Annotated in this window: 17 protein-coding genes; 9 read left to right on the top strand and 8 right to left on the bottom strand. The window is 59.3% G+C overall.

The window, feature by feature from the left end:
• The first annotated feature begins 105 nt into the window (after window positions 1-105).
• The gene (locus L2D14_17370) at window positions 106-735 is read left to right on the top strand and encodes a hypothetical protein (protein WNJ99620.1); all 630 of its coding nucleotides are present in this window, start codon (window positions 106-108) and stop codon (window positions 733-735) included.
• 31 nt (window positions 736-766) lie between these two features.
• On the opposite strand, the gene purL is transcribed toward L2D14_17370, so the two are convergent.
• Entirely contained in the window at window positions 767-2,968 is a 2,202-nt protein-coding gene (gene purL, locus L2D14_17365) for a phosphoribosylformylglycinamidine synthase subunit PurL (GenBank protein ID WNJ99619.1), read from the bottom strand.
• Between the two features lie 189 nt (window positions 2,969-3,157).
• Here purL and L2D14_17360 point away from each other — a divergent pair, with 189 nt between their 5' ends.
• Window positions 3,158-3,646 carry a hypothetical protein gene (locus L2D14_17360; protein ID WNJ99618.1) on the top strand — a complete coding sequence of 163 codons (489 nt, stop codon included), beginning with the start codon at window positions 3,158-3,160 and terminating at the stop codon, window positions 3,644-3,646.
• A gap of 76 nt (window positions 3,647-3,722) precedes the next feature.
• Here the strand turns inward: L2D14_17360 and L2D14_17355 are convergent, their stop codons facing one another.
• The 4 genes from L2D14_17355 to L2D14_17340 all read right to left on the bottom strand — a co-directional run bounded on the left by L2D14_17355 (window position 3,723) and on the right by L2D14_17340 (window position 6,855).
• The gene (locus tag L2D14_17355) at window positions 3,723-4,787 is read right to left on the bottom strand and encodes an OmpA family protein (GenBank protein ID WNJ99617.1); all 1,065 of its coding nucleotides are present in this window, start codon (window positions 4,785-4,787) and stop codon (window positions 3,723-3,725) included.
• A 149-nt stretch (window positions 4,788-4,936) separates the two neighbouring features.
• The gene (gene purQ, locus L2D14_17350; protein ID WNJ99616.1) at window positions 4,937-5,626 is read right to left on the bottom strand and encodes a phosphoribosylformylglycinamidine synthase subunit PurQ; all 690 of its coding nucleotides are present in this window, start codon (window positions 5,624-5,626) and stop codon (window positions 4,937-4,939) included.
• A gap of 20 nt (window positions 5,627-5,646) precedes the next feature.
• Window positions 5,647-5,886 carry a phosphoribosylformylglycinamidine synthase subunit PurS gene (gene purS / locus L2D14_17345; GenBank protein ID WNJ99615.1) on the bottom strand — a complete coding sequence of 80 codons (240 nt, stop codon included), beginning with the start codon at window positions 5,884-5,886 and terminating at the stop codon, window positions 5,647-5,649.
• A 204-nt stretch (window positions 5,887-6,090) separates the two neighbouring features.
• Entirely contained in the window at window positions 6,091-6,855 is a 765-nt protein-coding gene (locus L2D14_17340; protein ID WNJ99614.1) for a phosphoribosylaminoimidazolesuccinocarboxamide synthase, read from the bottom strand.
• A gap of 159 nt (window positions 6,856-7,014) precedes the next feature.
• On the opposite strand from L2D14_17340, the gene L2D14_17335 reads away from it, so the two are divergent.
• A complete protein-coding gene (locus L2D14_17335) occupies window positions 7,015-7,260 on the top strand; it encodes a BolA family transcriptional regulator (GenBank protein WNJ99613.1) in 246 nt (81 codons plus the stop codon).
• 57 nt (window positions 7,261-7,317) lie between these two features.
• Window positions 7,318-7,653: a Grx4 family monothiol glutaredoxin gene (grxD, locus tag L2D14_17330; GenBank protein WNJ99612.1), complete on the top strand. Its 336-nt coding sequence runs from the start codon at window positions 7,318-7,320 to the stop codon at window positions 7,651-7,653.
• 81 nt (window positions 7,654-7,734) lie between these two features.
• Here the strand turns inward: grxD and L2D14_17325 are convergent, their stop codons facing one another.
• The gene (locus L2D14_17325; GenBank protein ID WNJ99611.1) at window positions 7,735-8,691 is read right to left on the bottom strand and encodes a methyltransferase domain-containing protein; all 957 of its coding nucleotides are present in this window, start codon (window positions 8,689-8,691) and stop codon (window positions 7,735-7,737) included.
• 9 nt (window positions 8,692-8,700) lie between these two features.
• Between L2D14_17325 and L2D14_17320 the strand changes: the two genes are divergently transcribed.
• The 3 genes from L2D14_17320 to L2D14_17310 are packed head-to-tail and all read left to right on the top strand — an operon-like array spanning window position 8,701 to window position 10,606.
• The gene (locus tag L2D14_17320) at window positions 8,701-9,459 is read left to right on the top strand and encodes a ComF family protein (GenBank protein ID WNJ99610.1); all 759 of its coding nucleotides are present in this window, start codon (window positions 8,701-8,703) and stop codon (window positions 9,457-9,459) included.
• Window positions 9,460-9,518: 59 nt separating this feature from the next.
• Entirely contained in the window at window positions 9,519-9,782 is a 264-nt protein-coding gene (gene grxC, locus L2D14_17315; GenBank protein WNJ99609.1) for a glutaredoxin 3, read from the top strand.
• On the top strand, window positions 9,779-10,606 hold the full coding sequence (locus L2D14_17310; protein ID WNJ99608.1) for a carbon-nitrogen hydrolase family protein: 828 nt from the start codon (window positions 9,779-9,781) through the stop codon (window positions 10,604-10,606). Before grxC ends, L2D14_17310 begins: the two co-directional genes overlap by 4 nt.
• Here the strand turns inward: L2D14_17310 and L2D14_17305 are convergent.
• Window positions 10,603-11,202 carry a class I SAM-dependent methyltransferase gene (locus tag L2D14_17305; GenBank protein WNJ99607.1) on the bottom strand — a complete coding sequence of 200 codons (600 nt, stop codon included), beginning with the start codon at window positions 11,200-11,202 and terminating at the stop codon, window positions 10,603-10,605. The genes L2D14_17310 and L2D14_17305 overlap by 4 nt on opposite strands.
• 105 nt (window positions 11,203-11,307) lie before the next feature.
• Between L2D14_17305 and L2D14_17300 the strand changes: the two genes are divergently transcribed.
• Window positions 11,308-11,733: a DUF1178 family protein gene (locus L2D14_17300; GenBank protein ID WNJ99606.1), complete on the top strand. Its 426-nt coding sequence runs from the start codon at window positions 11,308-11,310 to the stop codon at window positions 11,731-11,733.
• A 6-nt stretch (window positions 11,734-11,739) separates the two neighbouring features.
• Here the strand turns inward: L2D14_17300 and ubiG are convergent, their stop codons facing one another.
• Window positions 11,740-12,513, bottom strand: a complete 774-nt coding sequence (gene ubiG / locus L2D14_17295) for a bifunctional 2-polyprenyl-6-hydroxyphenol methylase/3-demethylubiquinol 3-O-methyltransferase UbiG (protein ID WNJ99605.1) — start codon at window positions 12,511-12,513, stop codon at window positions 11,740-11,742.
• A 165-nt stretch (window positions 12,514-12,678) separates the two neighbouring features.
• On the opposite strand from ubiG, the gene L2D14_17290 reads away from it, so the two are divergent.
• Window positions 12,679-13,899, top strand: coding sequence for an aspartate kinase (locus L2D14_17290; GenBank protein ID WNJ99604.1), 1,221 nt, complete (start codon window positions 12,679-12,681; stop codon window positions 13,897-13,899).
• Window positions 13,900-13,905: the final 6 nt, after the last annotated feature.

Raw genomic sequence — 13,905 nt, 5'->3', positions numbered from 1 at the left:
GCTGTTCTCCTGCTCTCGGCGAGTTGTGCGGGGCAGGGCGGACAAACCGTGTCCGGGCGGTATGTGCGGGTTGAAAGTCATTCACAGGAAACTCCGCTTACTACGATGGCAGAACTGGCAAACCGGGCGGACCGGATTTTTCCAAAACTGGCGGCATTTTTCGGCCGGACCGTGCCGACGCCGGTCATCATTGATCTGGGGCCGGATCACCGGGTCTCAAAATCCTATGCCGATGTCAACACGATCGGCTTTCCGAAGCAGGTAGTGGATAGAAATGCGGCAATCATTGCGCATGAAATGACGCACTTGTTTATGCCTGAGAGGCATTCCGAGGCGTTGCGCGAAGGTATTGCCGTGTATGCGCAGGACCGCTTCGGGGAGGTGAACGGATTCCCGAATTATGGCCGTGATGGCGACCGGCTTGTTGTGTCGCGCCTTGCAAAACAACGTGATGCATCGGTGCGTTCGTTTGCCGTGGCGGAAGCTTTTTTCCGGCGCAACCGGGGAACGGATGGTCGCACAAAAGTGAAATGGGAGGATATCGATCCCGATGACCGCCGGAACGCTTATTTGCTGGCGGGATCGTTTACGCGGTATTTACTCGAAACCGAGCTGGCCGGTGACATGACGGCGTTCAAGCGTCTTTACAAAAATGCCGACTTCAATGGCGAGACCGGGAAAAGCCTTGCTGAACTGGAAGCTGCATGGCGACACCGGATCGGTCTGCCAAACTGACACCGAGGTCCTGAATCCGTTCCGGAGTACTTCAGGCCGTGCCCATGAAGCCCGGCAACCAGCCTTCGTTTTTACCTTTGAGAATCGACAAGGCTGCGGTTTCGCCGCTTGACAGCGTCAATGCATCGCCGCCTGTGCTGCCGATATGCACCGCGCTCACACCCGCCGCCATGGCCTTGGCCATCACCGCATCCACGTCGCGGGTCGTAATCAGATATCGGCCCTGATCTTCGCCGAACAGCCATGCATGCGCCGGCACGGCACCGGACGCGACATCGATCTTTGCACCGATGCCGCCGCCCATGGCCATTTCCGCGACGCCGACCAGAAGGCCCCCGTCGGCGAGATCGTGACAGGCGCTGGCAAGGCCGGACAGGATCAACGTACGCACCAGATCGCCATTGCGGCGTTCGAGTTCCAGGTCGACCGGCGGCGGCGGGCCTTCTTCACGGCCGTGAAGTTCGCGCAAGTAAAGGCTCTGCCCCAGATGGCCCCGGGTCTCGCCGATCAGAACAATGCCTTCGCCTTCATTGGCGAAGCCAATGCCCACGGCCTTGGTATAATCGCTCAACAAGCCGATGGCGCCGATGGTCGGCGTCGGCAGGATCGCCTGACCGTTGGTTTCGTTATAAAGCGACACGTTTCCGGAAACGACGGGGAAGTCGAGCGCATTGCAGGCGTCGCGCATGCCTTCGATGCAGCCGACGAACTGGCCCATGATTTCCGGTTTTTCAGGGTTGCCGAAGTTCATGTTGTCTGTGATGGCAAGGGGCGTCGCACCTGTTGCCGTAATATTGCGCCAGGCTTCGGCGACCACCTGCTTGCCGCCTTCGACAGGGTCGGCCTTGCAATAGCGCGGCGTGCAGTCGGACGTGGCGGCAATCGCCTTGTCGGTGCCATGAACCCGGACCAGGGCTGCATCGGCGCCGCCTGGTCGTCCGGTGCCCAAAGTGTCGCCCATGACCATGTGGTCGTACTGTTCCCAGATCCAGCGCTTCGACGACAACGCGGGTGTGCCGATCAGGGTTTCCAGCGCGGTCATCGGGTCGTTCGGGGCCGGGACGTCGCTGGCGTCCAATTGCAGCGGGGCAGGGGTTTTTACCCACGGGCGGTCATATTCGGGTGACGCCAGGGCCAGCGGGTCGATCGGCAGATCGGCAACGATCTCGCCCTTGTGTTTCAGGACCATATGGCCGCTGTCGGTCAGATGTCCGACAACGGCGAAGTCCAGTTCCCACTTGTCGAAGATTTTGCGGGCATCGTCCTCACGGCCGGGCTTCAGGACCATCAGCATGCGCTCCTGGCTTTCCGACAGCATCATTTCGTATGCCGTCATGTTTTCTTCGCGCTGTGGGACATGATCCAGATCCAGTTCGACACCCATGCCGCCTTTCGATGCCATTTCGAACGACGACGACGTCAGGCCGGCTGCGCCCATGTCCTGAATGGCGACGATCATGTCGGTGGCCATCAGTTCCATGCAGGCTTCGATCAAGAGTTTTTCGGTGAACGGGTCGCCGACCTGCACGGTCGGGCGCTTTTCTTCCGAATCTTCGGAAAACTCGGCCGAGGCCATGGTCGCACCGTGAATGCCGTCGCGCCCGGTTTTCGAGCCCACATAGACCACCGGATTGCCGATCCCGGCAGCGGCGGAATAGAAGATCTTGTCGGTATCGGCGATGCCGACGGTCATGGCGTTGACGAGAATATTGCCGTTGTAGCTGGGATGGAATTCGCATTCGCCGCCGACCGTGGGGACGCCGACACAGTTGCCGTACCCGCCGATGCCGGCGACGACGCCGGACACCAGATGTTTGGTTTTCGGATGATCCGGGCTGCCGAAGCGGAGCGCATTCAGGTTGCACACCGGGCGTGCGCCCATGGTGAAGACATCGCGGAGAATCCCGCCGACCCCGGTTGCCGCACCCTGATAAGGCTCGATGTAGGACGGATGGTTATGGCTTTCCATCTTGAAGATTGCCGCCTGGCCGTCGCCGATATCGACAATGCCGGCATTTTCGCCCGGGCCGCAGATGACTTGCGGGCCTTCCGTTGGCAGGGTTTTCAACCACTTTTTGGAGGATTTGTACGAGCAGTGCTCCGACCACATCACCGAGAAAATACCCAACTCCGTCAGGTTCGGTGCGCGGCCATCCAGAATCTCGAGGATTTTCGCATATTCGTCTTCGGAAATGCCGTGTTCAGAGATGATTTCGGGGGTGATCTCGCTCAAGGTCCTGTCCCATGGCTTGTCGTTTAGGATTGCGACGCTTCATAGCAAATGATGAGGCAAGGTGACACACCTTTCGTCGCTTGCCACCCCCATTGCGGCCTTTGTGCCACGGTTTTGCCACAAACCCCTTGATACAAAACATAAAACGTGGGACTTTCCTGACAGATTCAGACGTCTGGGGAAGTGTATATGCGGGGAAAAGCCCTTGGATTCGCCGTCGCGGTTGCGATCACCGGCCTGACTGCCGGGTCTGCGATTGCGGCGTCGTGCAATGACCGCAGCGAAAAAGCGGCATTCCATGTTCGCGCCCTGCAAACCGATCTGATGGTCGCCGCGCTGACCTGCGGCGCAAAGCCCCAGTACAACAGCTTTGCACGAAAATTCCAGAACACGCTTGTCGATCATGGCATGGCTTTAAAAGCGCTGTTTCACCATCTGCACGGCTCCCGCGCCGACAAGGCGCTGAATGCTTATGTCACGGCGCTGGCCAATCGCGCCTCGCAACGCTCCATCGCGCGCCGCGATCAGTATTGCGAACATACGATGCGGACCTTCAGTGCGCTGACGGGTCTTAAACCCGCGGAACTGGCAGCATTTTCCATGAGCCGCCCGGCCAGTGAAATCGATGTGCCCAGCACCTGCCGCTCGGAAGTGATCCTCGTCGACAAGACGAAATAGACACCCTTCATTTCGTTTACGCATAAAAAGAGGCGCGGTTTCCCGCGCCTCTTGTCATTTAGGCCCGCAAGGCGTCTTACGGAAAGACGATCTCGACGCGGCGGTTCTGCGGTTCGCGGACACCGTCAGCAGTCGGCACCAGCGGTTGCAGTTCTCCTTTCCAGTCGACACCGATCTGGTTGGTGGCGATGCCGAGTTTGTTCAACTGCGCCTGCACGGCGCGAGCGCGCCGCTCCGACAGCTTGGTGTTATAGGCGCGCGTACCGGACGTATCGGCGTGGCCGGTTGCCTGGATGCGGCTGATGTTGCCCTTGCGGGCATTTTCAGCGGCGCTTTTCAGGATCGCCAGCGCTTCGTCGGTAATGTCGGCTTTGTCCCAGTCGAAAAACACGATGTAGTTCCTGGCAACCGGCGGCGGTGCCTGCGGTGCGGGGGGCGGAGCCGGTTCAGGTTTCTTCTGTGCCATCGGCATGGGTGCCGGGGCCGGCGCGGCCGCCATTGGCTTCTTCTCGGCGCCGAAGGTGTAGCGCAGCCCGACCATGACCGTATGCGCATCGTAATCCACGTCGACACCACTGCCGGCGAGGGTATTGATATCCGCGCCTTGCAGTCGGAAATAACGGTATTCCAGCGTCCCGGTCCAACTGTCGGTCATCTGATAGCCGATGCCCGCGATGCCCTGAAGGGCCAGGCCGCTGCCGCTGTCGTTGACGGCGGTGGAACCGACCGGAGAAACGTTCATATCGATGTTGCCGTAACCGATACCGGCGCCCAGATAGGGGATGAACGCGGAGCCTCTGGCGAAATCGTAATACCCGTTGATCATGGCGCTGAGCACGGTGCTTGAGCCGCCGGTCGACGTTGTGCCGCTTTGATCAATGCTGTTGTGGCGGCGGCCGACTTCAAATTCGCCGCGAATCCCGTTTGCATAGGCATGCCCCAATGCGAGAATGCCAGCAATCCCGTTTTCGTGACCGATGTCGGTATTGATGCCGCTGCCGCTGACATCGCTGTCGTTGGCAATGTTGGCGCCGATGCCGCCGCTCAGATATGTGCCGGTGGGGCGGTCTGCTGCCAAAGCAGGGCTTGCTGCCACCAAAGTGCTTGCGCAGATAATCGCCAGTTTGCTGATAAAGCGCATGTAATCGATGTCCCAGATAAAATTCTCGCACGTGAGCTGTGCTCCAAACGTGCGAATCGGTATCCACCACACAATACACCAACATCGGTGTTTTGTTAAACAGCGATCATGATGAGAGGTGAAGGTGACCTTAATAAGGCAGTGACACGTCAGCCGAGGGCGGCCAGTAGTCCCTCGAACATCGCCCGGCCGTCGGTGCCGCCGAGCGCCGCATCTGCCAGGCGTTCCGGGTGGGGCATCATGCCCAGAACATTGCGTTTTTCGTTCAAAATCCCGGCGATGTCGTCCATGGAACCGTTCGGATTGGCGCCGTTGCCACGTTTGCCGTCGGCGGAAACATAGCGGAAGGCGATCCGGTCCTGATCGTTGAGCGCCTTCAATGTGTCATCGTCGGTGACATAGTTGCCGTCGTGATGCGCGACCGGGATGCGGATCACCTGGCCCTTAGCATAGCCGCCGGTAAAGTCGGACGCGTCGGTTTCGACGGACAGGTGCACATCCTTGCAGACGAACTTGAGATCGGCATTGCGCATCAACACGCCCGGCAGCAGTTCGATCTCGGTCAGTACCTGGAAGCCGTTGCAGATCCCGATGACCGGCGTGCCGGCGTCGGCGCGCTTCTTGACCTCGCGCATGACCGGCGATTTCGCCGCCATGGCGCCGCAGCGCAGATAATCGCCGTATGAGAAGCCGCCCGGCACCGCGATCAGGTCGACATCCGGCAGGTCCGCATCGCCATGCCAGTGCATAACGACGTCGCCGCCGGTGACATCGGCCAGCGAAACCTGAATGTCACGGTCGCAGTTTGATCCGGGAAAGACGATAACAGCGGATTTCATAGCTCAGCCCCGATAAAATTTTATTCGATTTCGACCGTGTAATTCTCGATCACCGTATTGGCGAGGAGCTTCTTGCACATTTCCTCGGCCTGGACGTGCGCCTTGGCGGGATCGGTCTCGCTCAATTCAAGCTCAATGAACTTGCCCTGGCGGACATCCTCGACACCGGCGAATCCGAGACCGGCCAAAGCGTGCTGCACGGCCTTGCCCTGGGGGTCGAGAACACCGTTTTTCAAGGTGATGTGGACTTTGGCTTTCAAGGGACTGTCTCCACTTTAAAAAATGTTGTCATTCCCGAGAAAGCGGGAACCCAGAGCGCCCGGATGACTGGGCCCCCGCTTTCGCGGGGGTGACGGATAATTTTGAATTTAATGCCTCAGACCGCACTTAATTTCAACCGGCTAAGGCTGGTACACGTCTATCACTTACTCACGTTCAATTTTAGTCCCCGGCACGGCGCTCTATTATTGCATCGCCGCTGGGCCGGGCATGTCCGCCGGCCCCGATTCGGGCAAGATGCCGAGCCGGCGCGCCACTTCCTGATAACCTTCCTCGACATTGCCGAGTTCACGATCGAAGCGGTCGCGGTCGAGCTTTTCACCGGTGTGCACATCCCAAAGCCGGCAATTGTCCGGGCTCAATTCGTCGGCAAGGATCAGGCGGACGTGCTCTTCTTCCCAGAGTCTGCCGAACTCGACACGAAAATCGACAAGACGCAGGCCGATGCCCAAAAAAAGCCCGGTCAGAAAATCGTTGATACGAAGCGCCATCGCCATCATCTCGTCGAGGTCGGGCGGTGCGGCCCAGCCGAACGCGGTGATGTGTTCTTCCGATACCATCGGGTCCTTGAGCTCGTCGGACTTGTAATAATATTCCACGATGGACCGGGGCAGCTGCGTGCCTTCGGCAAGGCCGAATCGTTCGGCAAAGCTGCCGGCGGCAACATTGCGCACACACAGGATGATCGGAATGATTTCAACTTCGCGCACAAGCTGCTCGCGCATGTTGAGGCGGCGCACGAAGTGGGTCGGCACGCCGATCTCGGTCAGGCGCATCATCAGAAATTCGGATATGCGGTTGTTGAGCACACCCTTGCCGGTGATCACGCCGCGCCGGCCGTCGCCAGCCGCCAGAGCATCGTCCTTGAAGTATTGCACCAGAGTGCCGGGTTCAGGCCCTTCGAAGAGGACTTTGCCTTTGCCCTCGTAAACCTGTCTGCGTCTCGCCATGATGAGCGTCCCGTCAGGTATGAGTAATTCCGCGACCCTATATCAGGGTCATCGGCGGAAGACAATGTAATCGCGCTAAACCCACAATCTGCCTGGGGTTGACGGAAACAGGCGAAAGCGCCATATCCTCATCTTAAGTGACCAAGGAGAATTGCCGTTATGGCCATGGCAGCCGGTGAAATCGAGCAAATGATCAGGGAAGCAATTCCCGACGCCAAAGTGACGATTAACGATCTGGCCGGAGACGGCGATCATTACGCGGCACATGTGGTTTCGGCTTCGTTTGCCGGCAAGTCCCGCGTCCAGCAGCACCAGATGGTTTATCAGGCGCTGCAGGGGCGGATGGGAAATGAGCTGCACGCACTGGCGCTGCAGACGTCCGAGCCAGAACAGCAATCGGAATAAGCAATTCATTAAGGTATTCATGGTCTTTTTCGGGACCGTCAAAGTGAGGATAACGCAATGAGCGACAACCCGGCTTTTACGCAAATTCAAGGTGAGATCGAAGGCAGCGACGTGGTGCTTTTCATGAAGGGCTCACCGATCCAGCCGCAGTGCGGCTTCTCCGCCGCCGTGGCGCAGGCGCTGACCATGATGGGCGTCAAGTTCAAGGGCGTTGATGTCCTTGCCGACATGGAAATCCGCCAGGGTATCAAGGATTTCTCGAACTGGCCGACCATTCCCCAGCTTTATGTCAAAGGCGAGTTTATCGGGGGTTGCGATATCGTTCGGGAAATGTATGAGTCTGGTGAACTTAAAAAGCTCTTCGATGAGAAGGGCGTACAATACGCCTCGTAAGCTCCAGTTTCCCAGGGAGCCATTACGGGGAGCTTTTGAGGGAGGGGCCGTGCAGCGCACGGCCCTTTTCCTGTTTCTAGCTCAGCCCTTTTGCGGGTCCGCTTTTTCCCCGAGCGGTACTTCCCGCGTCTCCAGCGCATCGGCAAGACGGCCTTGGGCGCTGCCGGGCTGCAGGGGTTTTTGCTGCGTCGGCGCCGGTGCCCAGGCTGTCATGGTGATGATTTCAAAGGTCGCCGGGATACGCCCGTCGGCATCGCCGTGGCGTTCAAGATATTTCGCCAGCGCCGTCATTAGGGTATGGCGCTTCAATGGCGCGCGGCGGCGTTCCAGCACGGCATTGCTTTCGCCCATGCCGCGCAGGTCTGTCAGCAGTTTCAGCGGTTCCCCGTAACTAACGGTGACGATGTCGCTGTCGACGACGGGCAGGGCGAATCCGGCACGCTGCAGAAGCGATCCGAGATCGCGGACATCGGCAAACGGCGAGACGCGCGGACTCAGACCGCCGTCGATTTCTATTTCCGCTTCCGCCAATACGTTGCGCAGCTCGTTCAGTGTCGCACCGCCGAAAACCTGCGCCAGGAACAGGCCGTCCGGTTTCAGCGCCATCCTGATTTGCGACAAGGCGCCCGGCAGGTCGTTGACCCAGTGCAGGCTTAAATTCGACAGCACGATATCGAAGGCACCCAAGCCGAACGGCAACGTTTCCTCATCCATAACGAGGGCCGGGGTGTTGGCGTGCGATTTTGCCCGTCGCACCATGGCATCGGAAAGGTCGGCCTGGATCAGGGTTTCGATCCTGCCCGGCGGCAATGCGCGGGCAATCTCGCCACCATGGCAGCCGAGGTCGAGGCCCAGGGAAAAAGTTCGGTTGATATCGAGCAGTCTGTCACAAAGCCGCTCTGCGCCTTCCATAAACAGAAAATCATGATCGCCCAGTGATCGTGCGGCGCGGGTCCGGTGGGCGCGCACAAGCTTGCGGTCAAAGACGTTCATGTGATCCGGGATTGTCCCGGATGTGTGATCGGACGGTGCGCTCATGGAGGCTATATGACACGTTTGACGGCAATGCTCAAAAGCGCCGTTCACCAGACCGGCACGACAATCCGCGATCATCTGTGGCCGCCGGTCTGCGCCGTATGCGACGCGCAGGTGCAGGGTGGCGGATTGTGTTCCGACTGCTGGGATGCGGTAACGTTTCTGGGGGCGCCGCAGTGCTATGCCTGCGGCGTGCCGTTCCCCTTCGATCCCGGTCCGGAGGCGCTCTGTGCGGCGTGTACCAAGGCACGCCCGCCCTATGCGCGTGCCAGGGCCGCTTTTGTCTATGACGATGCCAGTCGGCCGATGATCCTTGCCTTCAAACATGCCGACCGTACCGATCTTGCGCCGGCGCTTGTGAACTGGCTGGCGAGGCCGGTGGCGGCTTTGCTGCAGGACGCGGACATCGTTGCCCCGGTGCCCCTGCACTGGAGCCGCCTGTTGCACCGGCGTTACAACCAGTCGGCCTTGCTGTCGAATGCCTTGGCCCGGCGTGCGGGCGCTCTGGCGCTGCCGGATTTGCTTGTCCGCAAGCGCCGTACAGGGACGCAGGGCGGAAAATCGCGTCCCGCCAGAATACGCAACGTCCAGGGGGCTTTCCGGGTCCGCGCCGGATATGTTCCCGGGCTGCGGGACAAGCGGGTATTACTGGTGGATGACGTCATGACGACCGGGGCAACGCTCGAAGCCTGTGCGCGGGCCCTGCTGCGTGCCGGTGCCGGTGACGTCGACGTCATCACGATTGCGCGCGTTGTCACATCCGGACTTTGATCGCCGTGGGAATCGCTTATATGTCATATTCGTGATGATGAGATGTGATTGGGAATTCAATGGCGAAGATCGAAATATATACCACGCCCTTCTGCCCATACTGCGCGCGGGCGAAAAATCTGCTCAAGACCAAGGGCGTGGATTACGTCGAACACGATGTGATGATGAATGCCTCGCTCAGGAGAAAAATGACCGCGATGGCGGGCGGTTCGCGCTCGGTGCCGCAGATTTTTGTAGACGGTAACCACATCGGCGATTGCGACGGCATTCACCGACTTGATGCGGCGGGTAATCTGGACGCTCTGCTGGGGATCGGCGCTTGAGCGGCCGCTTCAAAGCCGCACTTGTCCAGATCACCGCCGGGCCGGACCCGTCGGTCAACGCCGAAACCAATGTCCACTACCTGAAGCAAGCAGCCGCCAACGGTGCGGATTTCGTTATGTTCCCCGAAGTCTGCAATATGATCGAACCCGACCGTGCGGCGTGCCGTGCCAAGGCCCTGCCGGCGGCGGAAGATGAAACGCTGATGGCGCTCAGGGCGGCCGCCGCCGAACTGAGTGTCTGGGTGCTGGTCGGCTCCATCGTTGCACAATCGGAAGATACGCCCGGCAAGCTCGCCAACCGATCGTTCATGATCGATGCCGGTGGCGAAATCGTCGGCGCTTACGACAAGATGCATCTGTTCGACGTCGATGTCGGCACGGGTAATGTTTACCGCGAGAGCGATACCTATCGTGCCGGCTCGTCCGTCACGCTGGTGCCGACGCCGTGGGGGCTTTTCGGCATGACGATCTGTTATGACATGCGGTTTCCGCACCTTTATCGCGATTTGGCCCGCGCCGGGGCGGTGATGCTCAGCGCGCCGTCGGCGTTTACCCGCCCGACCGGTGAAGCGCACTGGCATGTGCTGTTGCGGGCCCGGGCCATCGAATGCGGCGCATTTGTCTTTGCCCCTGCACAGACCGGCGAGCATGCGGGCGGGCGGAAGACATACGGCCATTCCCTGGCGGTCGGACCGTGGGGTGAAATTCTGGTAGACGGCGGAACGGAACCCGGTATCAGCTATGCGGATATCCATACGGAACAGGCCCTTGAAGCGCGCCAGCGCATTCCGGCACTGCAACACGACAGGACGTATTCTATCTAGGGCAACGGCAGCGGGGCCGGTTCGCCGTCGTCCCGCGCGGACAGGCCAAGGTTGTTGACGGCGCAGAGCATCTGTTTGACGCCCGGGCACTCGCCGCCATCGACGATACCGTGCCGGTAGGCGACGACCTGTAACCAGGCCCCCACCAGTTCAAGCAGTTCGCCGGATTTCAAAAGGTGATCCGGATTTCGCGGGCGGCTGTAAACCTCGTTTCCGAGCGCGAATGTCTCGTAAAGCAGCACACCACCGGGTTTCAAAGCGCCGATCAATGAGCCGAACAATGGGCGGTGCAGATAATTGCAGACGATGACGGCGTCGAAACGGCGGTCGCCCAAGGGCCAGGGTGATCCATCCTCGAGATCGGCTTCAATGATTTCCGCGCCGTGGCTTTGCTGCAAGGGCTGCAGAGGCTCGGCATTGCGGTCCAATGCGGTGACCCGATACCCGGCATCGGCAAAAAACCGCACGTGACGGCCGCCGCCCGCCGCGACGTCAAGAACGTCGCCATTGATGGGAACAAGGGGTTGAAATTCCCTGAACCATGCGGACGCTTCGACCATGCCGAGATGACGGGATTGATGAGAAGAGGTTTCCATGCATTCACTATGACGCTGGTAAGTGCATTTTGTTAACGCTTTTTTTCTTTGAATTGGCCACTATATAAAGCTTGTAATCCGTTCTTTACGAAGTCCGGTGGAAAAATGATCAAGTATTCGCTCAGATGCGCCAACACGCACGAATTTGAAGGCTGGTTCAAGGACAGCGCGACGTTTGACGCGCAGGCCAAGAGCGGCGATGTCGTGTGTCCGCACTGCGGCAACACCAAGGTTGCCAAGGCGCCGATGTCACCGCGTATTTCAAAATCCTCGAATACCGGCTCGACGCCGGAAGCCCGTGCCCGCGAAGTTGCAGAGCGGATTCTTGAGGCCGCCCAGCAGATGCGCCAAGAGGTCGAATCGAATTGCGAGTATGTCGGCGATCAGTTCGCGGACGAGGCACGGCGTATTCATTACGGCGAAACGGATGAACGCGGCATCTATGGCGAGGCATCGGAAGATGAAAGCCGCGAACTCGACGAAGAGGGTATTGAGGTTTACCGCCTGCCGAATCTTCGCCGCGACAGCTGACGCGGTTCAGTCTTTCTTCGCAAAAGCCAGGTAATTGATGTCGAGATTGCCACCCGCCTGCCAATGATCGGCGATCGGGTCGTAGTGCATCCCCTGCAGCGCAGTGATCTGCATCCCGGCATCGCGCATCCCGGCGGCAAGTTCCGAAGGTTTGACGAATTTGTGCCACTCGTGCGTGCCGACAGGCAGCCATCTGAGGATGTATTCCGCCATGATCTTGGCCAGCGCCAGTGATTTCAGCGTCCTGTTTATGGTCGATAGCACCATGCCGCCCCCCGGCCGCACCATCGTCGCTGATGCCTGCAGGAATGCCTGAAGATCGGCGACGTGCTCGACAACCTCGAGATTGATGACGATATCGAACGTGGCCCCTGATTCCACGAGATCTTCGGGTTGCGTAGCCCGGTAATCGATCCTGAGGCCGCTCTGTTCGGCGTGCAGTTTGGCCACCTCGATATTGCGCTCGGCCGCATCGATGGCGGTAACAGAAGCGCCAAGGCGAGCCAAAGGCTCGCTTACCAGCCCGCCACCGCAACCGACATCGAGAATTTTCAGCCCCTTGAACGGCTGTTCGGCATCTGCATCAAGCCCGAGCCGAGCCGTGACCTGATCGCGAATAAATCCCAGGCGCACGGGGGCCAGCTGGTGCAAGGGCCGGAACTTGCCGTTGGGGTCCCACCACTGTTCGGCAATAGCGACAAAGCGGGCGACTTCATCGGCGTCCGCAGTGCCGCCTAAAGCCGGCTTGGAAGTCTCTGCTGTGGCCGTATCGGGTGTCATGCGGGTCATGCCTTTGCGTTCAATCAGGACGTGCTCATAACGTCTATCAGGGTTGCTTGCGCGCACCCCACAGAGTATGTATGCGCCGCCTGAGCTTCAACCTCAAGAACGGGGAATGTTCAGGCTTGGTTGTATCTGGGAACGATCCTGGAAAGTTGGCGGAAAATGGCACGAATCGTACAAAAATTCGGTGGCACGTCGGTTGCCAATGTCGAGCGGATCAAGGCCGTGGCGCAACGCGTCAAAGCCGAGGTCGATGCCGGAAATGAAGTTGCGGTTATTCTGTCGGCGATGTCGGGGGAAACCAACAAGCTTGTCGAATATGTGACGTCCGTCAGCAAGCTCTACGATGCCCGGGAATACGACACCATCGTCGCTACCGGCGAGCAGGTGACCGTCGGACTTTTATCGCTGGCACTGCAGGATATCGGCATTCCGGCACGTTCGTGGCTCGGCTGGCAAATTCCGATTCACACCGACGGTGTGCATGGCAAGGCCCGGATTCAGCGCATCGAAACCGAGGATATGGAAAAGCGCCTTGCACGAGGCGACGTTTGTGTCGTCGCCGGTTTTCAGGGGCTGGGGCCCGATAATCGGATTACCACGCTTGGCCGCGGCGGCTCCGATACCAGCGCCGTTGCTCTGGCGGCTGCCCTGAATGCCGACAGATGTGATATTTATACCGATGTCGACGGTGTCTATACGACAGACCCGCGCATCACGCCCAAAGCGCGGAAACTGGACAAGATCACCTACGAGGAAATGCTTGAGATGGCCTCGGTGGGGGCCAAGGTTCTGCAGACCCGCTCCGTCGAACTGGCCATGAAGCACGGCGTGCGCGTACAGGTGCTGTCCAGCTACAGTGACGAACCCGGAACTCTGGTTGTTGATGAGGATGAGATCGTGGAACAGGAATTGGTAAGCGGCATCGCCTACAGCCGCGACGAAGCAAAAATCACTCTGGTTGCGGTTCCGGACCAGCCGGGTATCGCAGCGGCGATCTTCGGTCCGCTGGCGGATAACGGGATCAACGTGGATATGATCGTGCAAAACATTTCCCAGGACAATCGTTCCACGGATTTGACCTTTACGCTGCCGATCGCCGACCTGGAACGTGCCGTTGCGACGCTGGAAGGCAAGCGCGCCGAGCTTGGGTTTGCGGACCTCAGGGCGGATAAAAACGTTACGAAACTGTCCGTGATCGGTGTCGGTATGCGCTCGCATGCAGGGGTTGCGCAAACGATGTTCACGACCCTGGCCGAGAAGGGCATCAACATCCAGGTCATTTCGACCTCGGAAATCAAGGTCAGTGTCCTGATCTCCGAAGAATACACGGAACTGGCGGTGCGCGCACTGCACACGGCATATGGTCTGGACGCAGACTGACGCCGC

Source organism: Thalassospiraceae bacterium LMO-JJ14 (assembly GCA_021555105.2).
Lineage (GTDB): Bacteria > Pseudomonadota > Alphaproteobacteria > Rhodospirillales > Casp-alpha2 > UBA4479.
The sequence above is the reverse complement of the archived record's forward strand: the minus strand, read 5'-3'. Positions and strand labels throughout refer to the sequence as shown.

Bases quoted from the DNA above. Each gene is read 5' to 3' on its own strand.
- L2D14_17370 (WNJ99620.1), top strand. From the start codon at position 106: ATGGCAGAACTGGCAAACCGGGCGGACCGGATTTTTCCAAAACTGGCG.
- L2D14_17360 (WNJ99618.1), top strand. From the start codon at position 3,158: ATGCGGGGAAAAGCCCTTGGATTCGCCGTCGCGGTTGCGATCACCGGC.
- L2D14_17355 (WNJ99617.1), bottom strand. From the start codon at position 4,787: ATGCGCTTTATCAGCAAACTGGCGATTATCTGCGCAAGCACTTTGGTG.
- purQ (WNJ99616.1), bottom strand. From the start codon at position 5,626: ATGAAATCCGCTGTTATCGTCTTTCCCGGATCAAACTGCGACCGTGAC.
- L2D14_17340 (WNJ99614.1), bottom strand. From the start codon at position 6,855: ATGGCGAGACGCAGACAGGTTTACGAGGGCAAAGGCAAAGTCCTCTTC.
- L2D14_17335 (WNJ99613.1), top strand. From the start codon at position 7,015: ATGGCCATGGCAGCCGGTGAAATCGAGCAAATGATCAGGGAAGCAATT.
- grxD (WNJ99612.1), top strand. From the start codon at position 7,318: ATGAGCGACAACCCGGCTTTTACGCAAATTCAAGGTGAGATCGAAGGC.
- L2D14_17325 (WNJ99611.1), bottom strand. From the start codon at position 8,691: ATGAGCGCACCGTCCGATCACACATCCGGGACAATCCCGGATCACATG.
- L2D14_17320 (WNJ99610.1), top strand. From the start codon at position 8,701: ATGACACGTTTGACGGCAATGCTCAAAAGCGCCGTTCACCAGACCGGC.
- grxC (WNJ99609.1), top strand. From the start codon at position 9,519: ATGGCGAAGATCGAAATATATACCACGCCCTTCTGCCCATACTGCGCG.
- L2D14_17305 (WNJ99607.1), bottom strand. From the start codon at position 11,202: ATGGAAACCTCTTCTCATCAATCCCGTCATCTCGGCATGGTCGAAGCG.
- L2D14_17300 (WNJ99606.1), top strand. From the start codon at position 11,308: ATGATCAAGTATTCGCTCAGATGCGCCAACACGCACGAATTTGAAGGC.
- ubiG (WNJ99605.1), bottom strand. From the start codon at position 12,513: ATGACACCCGATACGGCCACAGCAGAGACTTCCAAGCCGGCTTTAGGC.
- L2D14_17290 (WNJ99604.1), top strand. From the start codon at position 12,679: ATGGCACGAATCGTACAAAAATTCGGTGGCACGTCGGTTGCCAATGTC.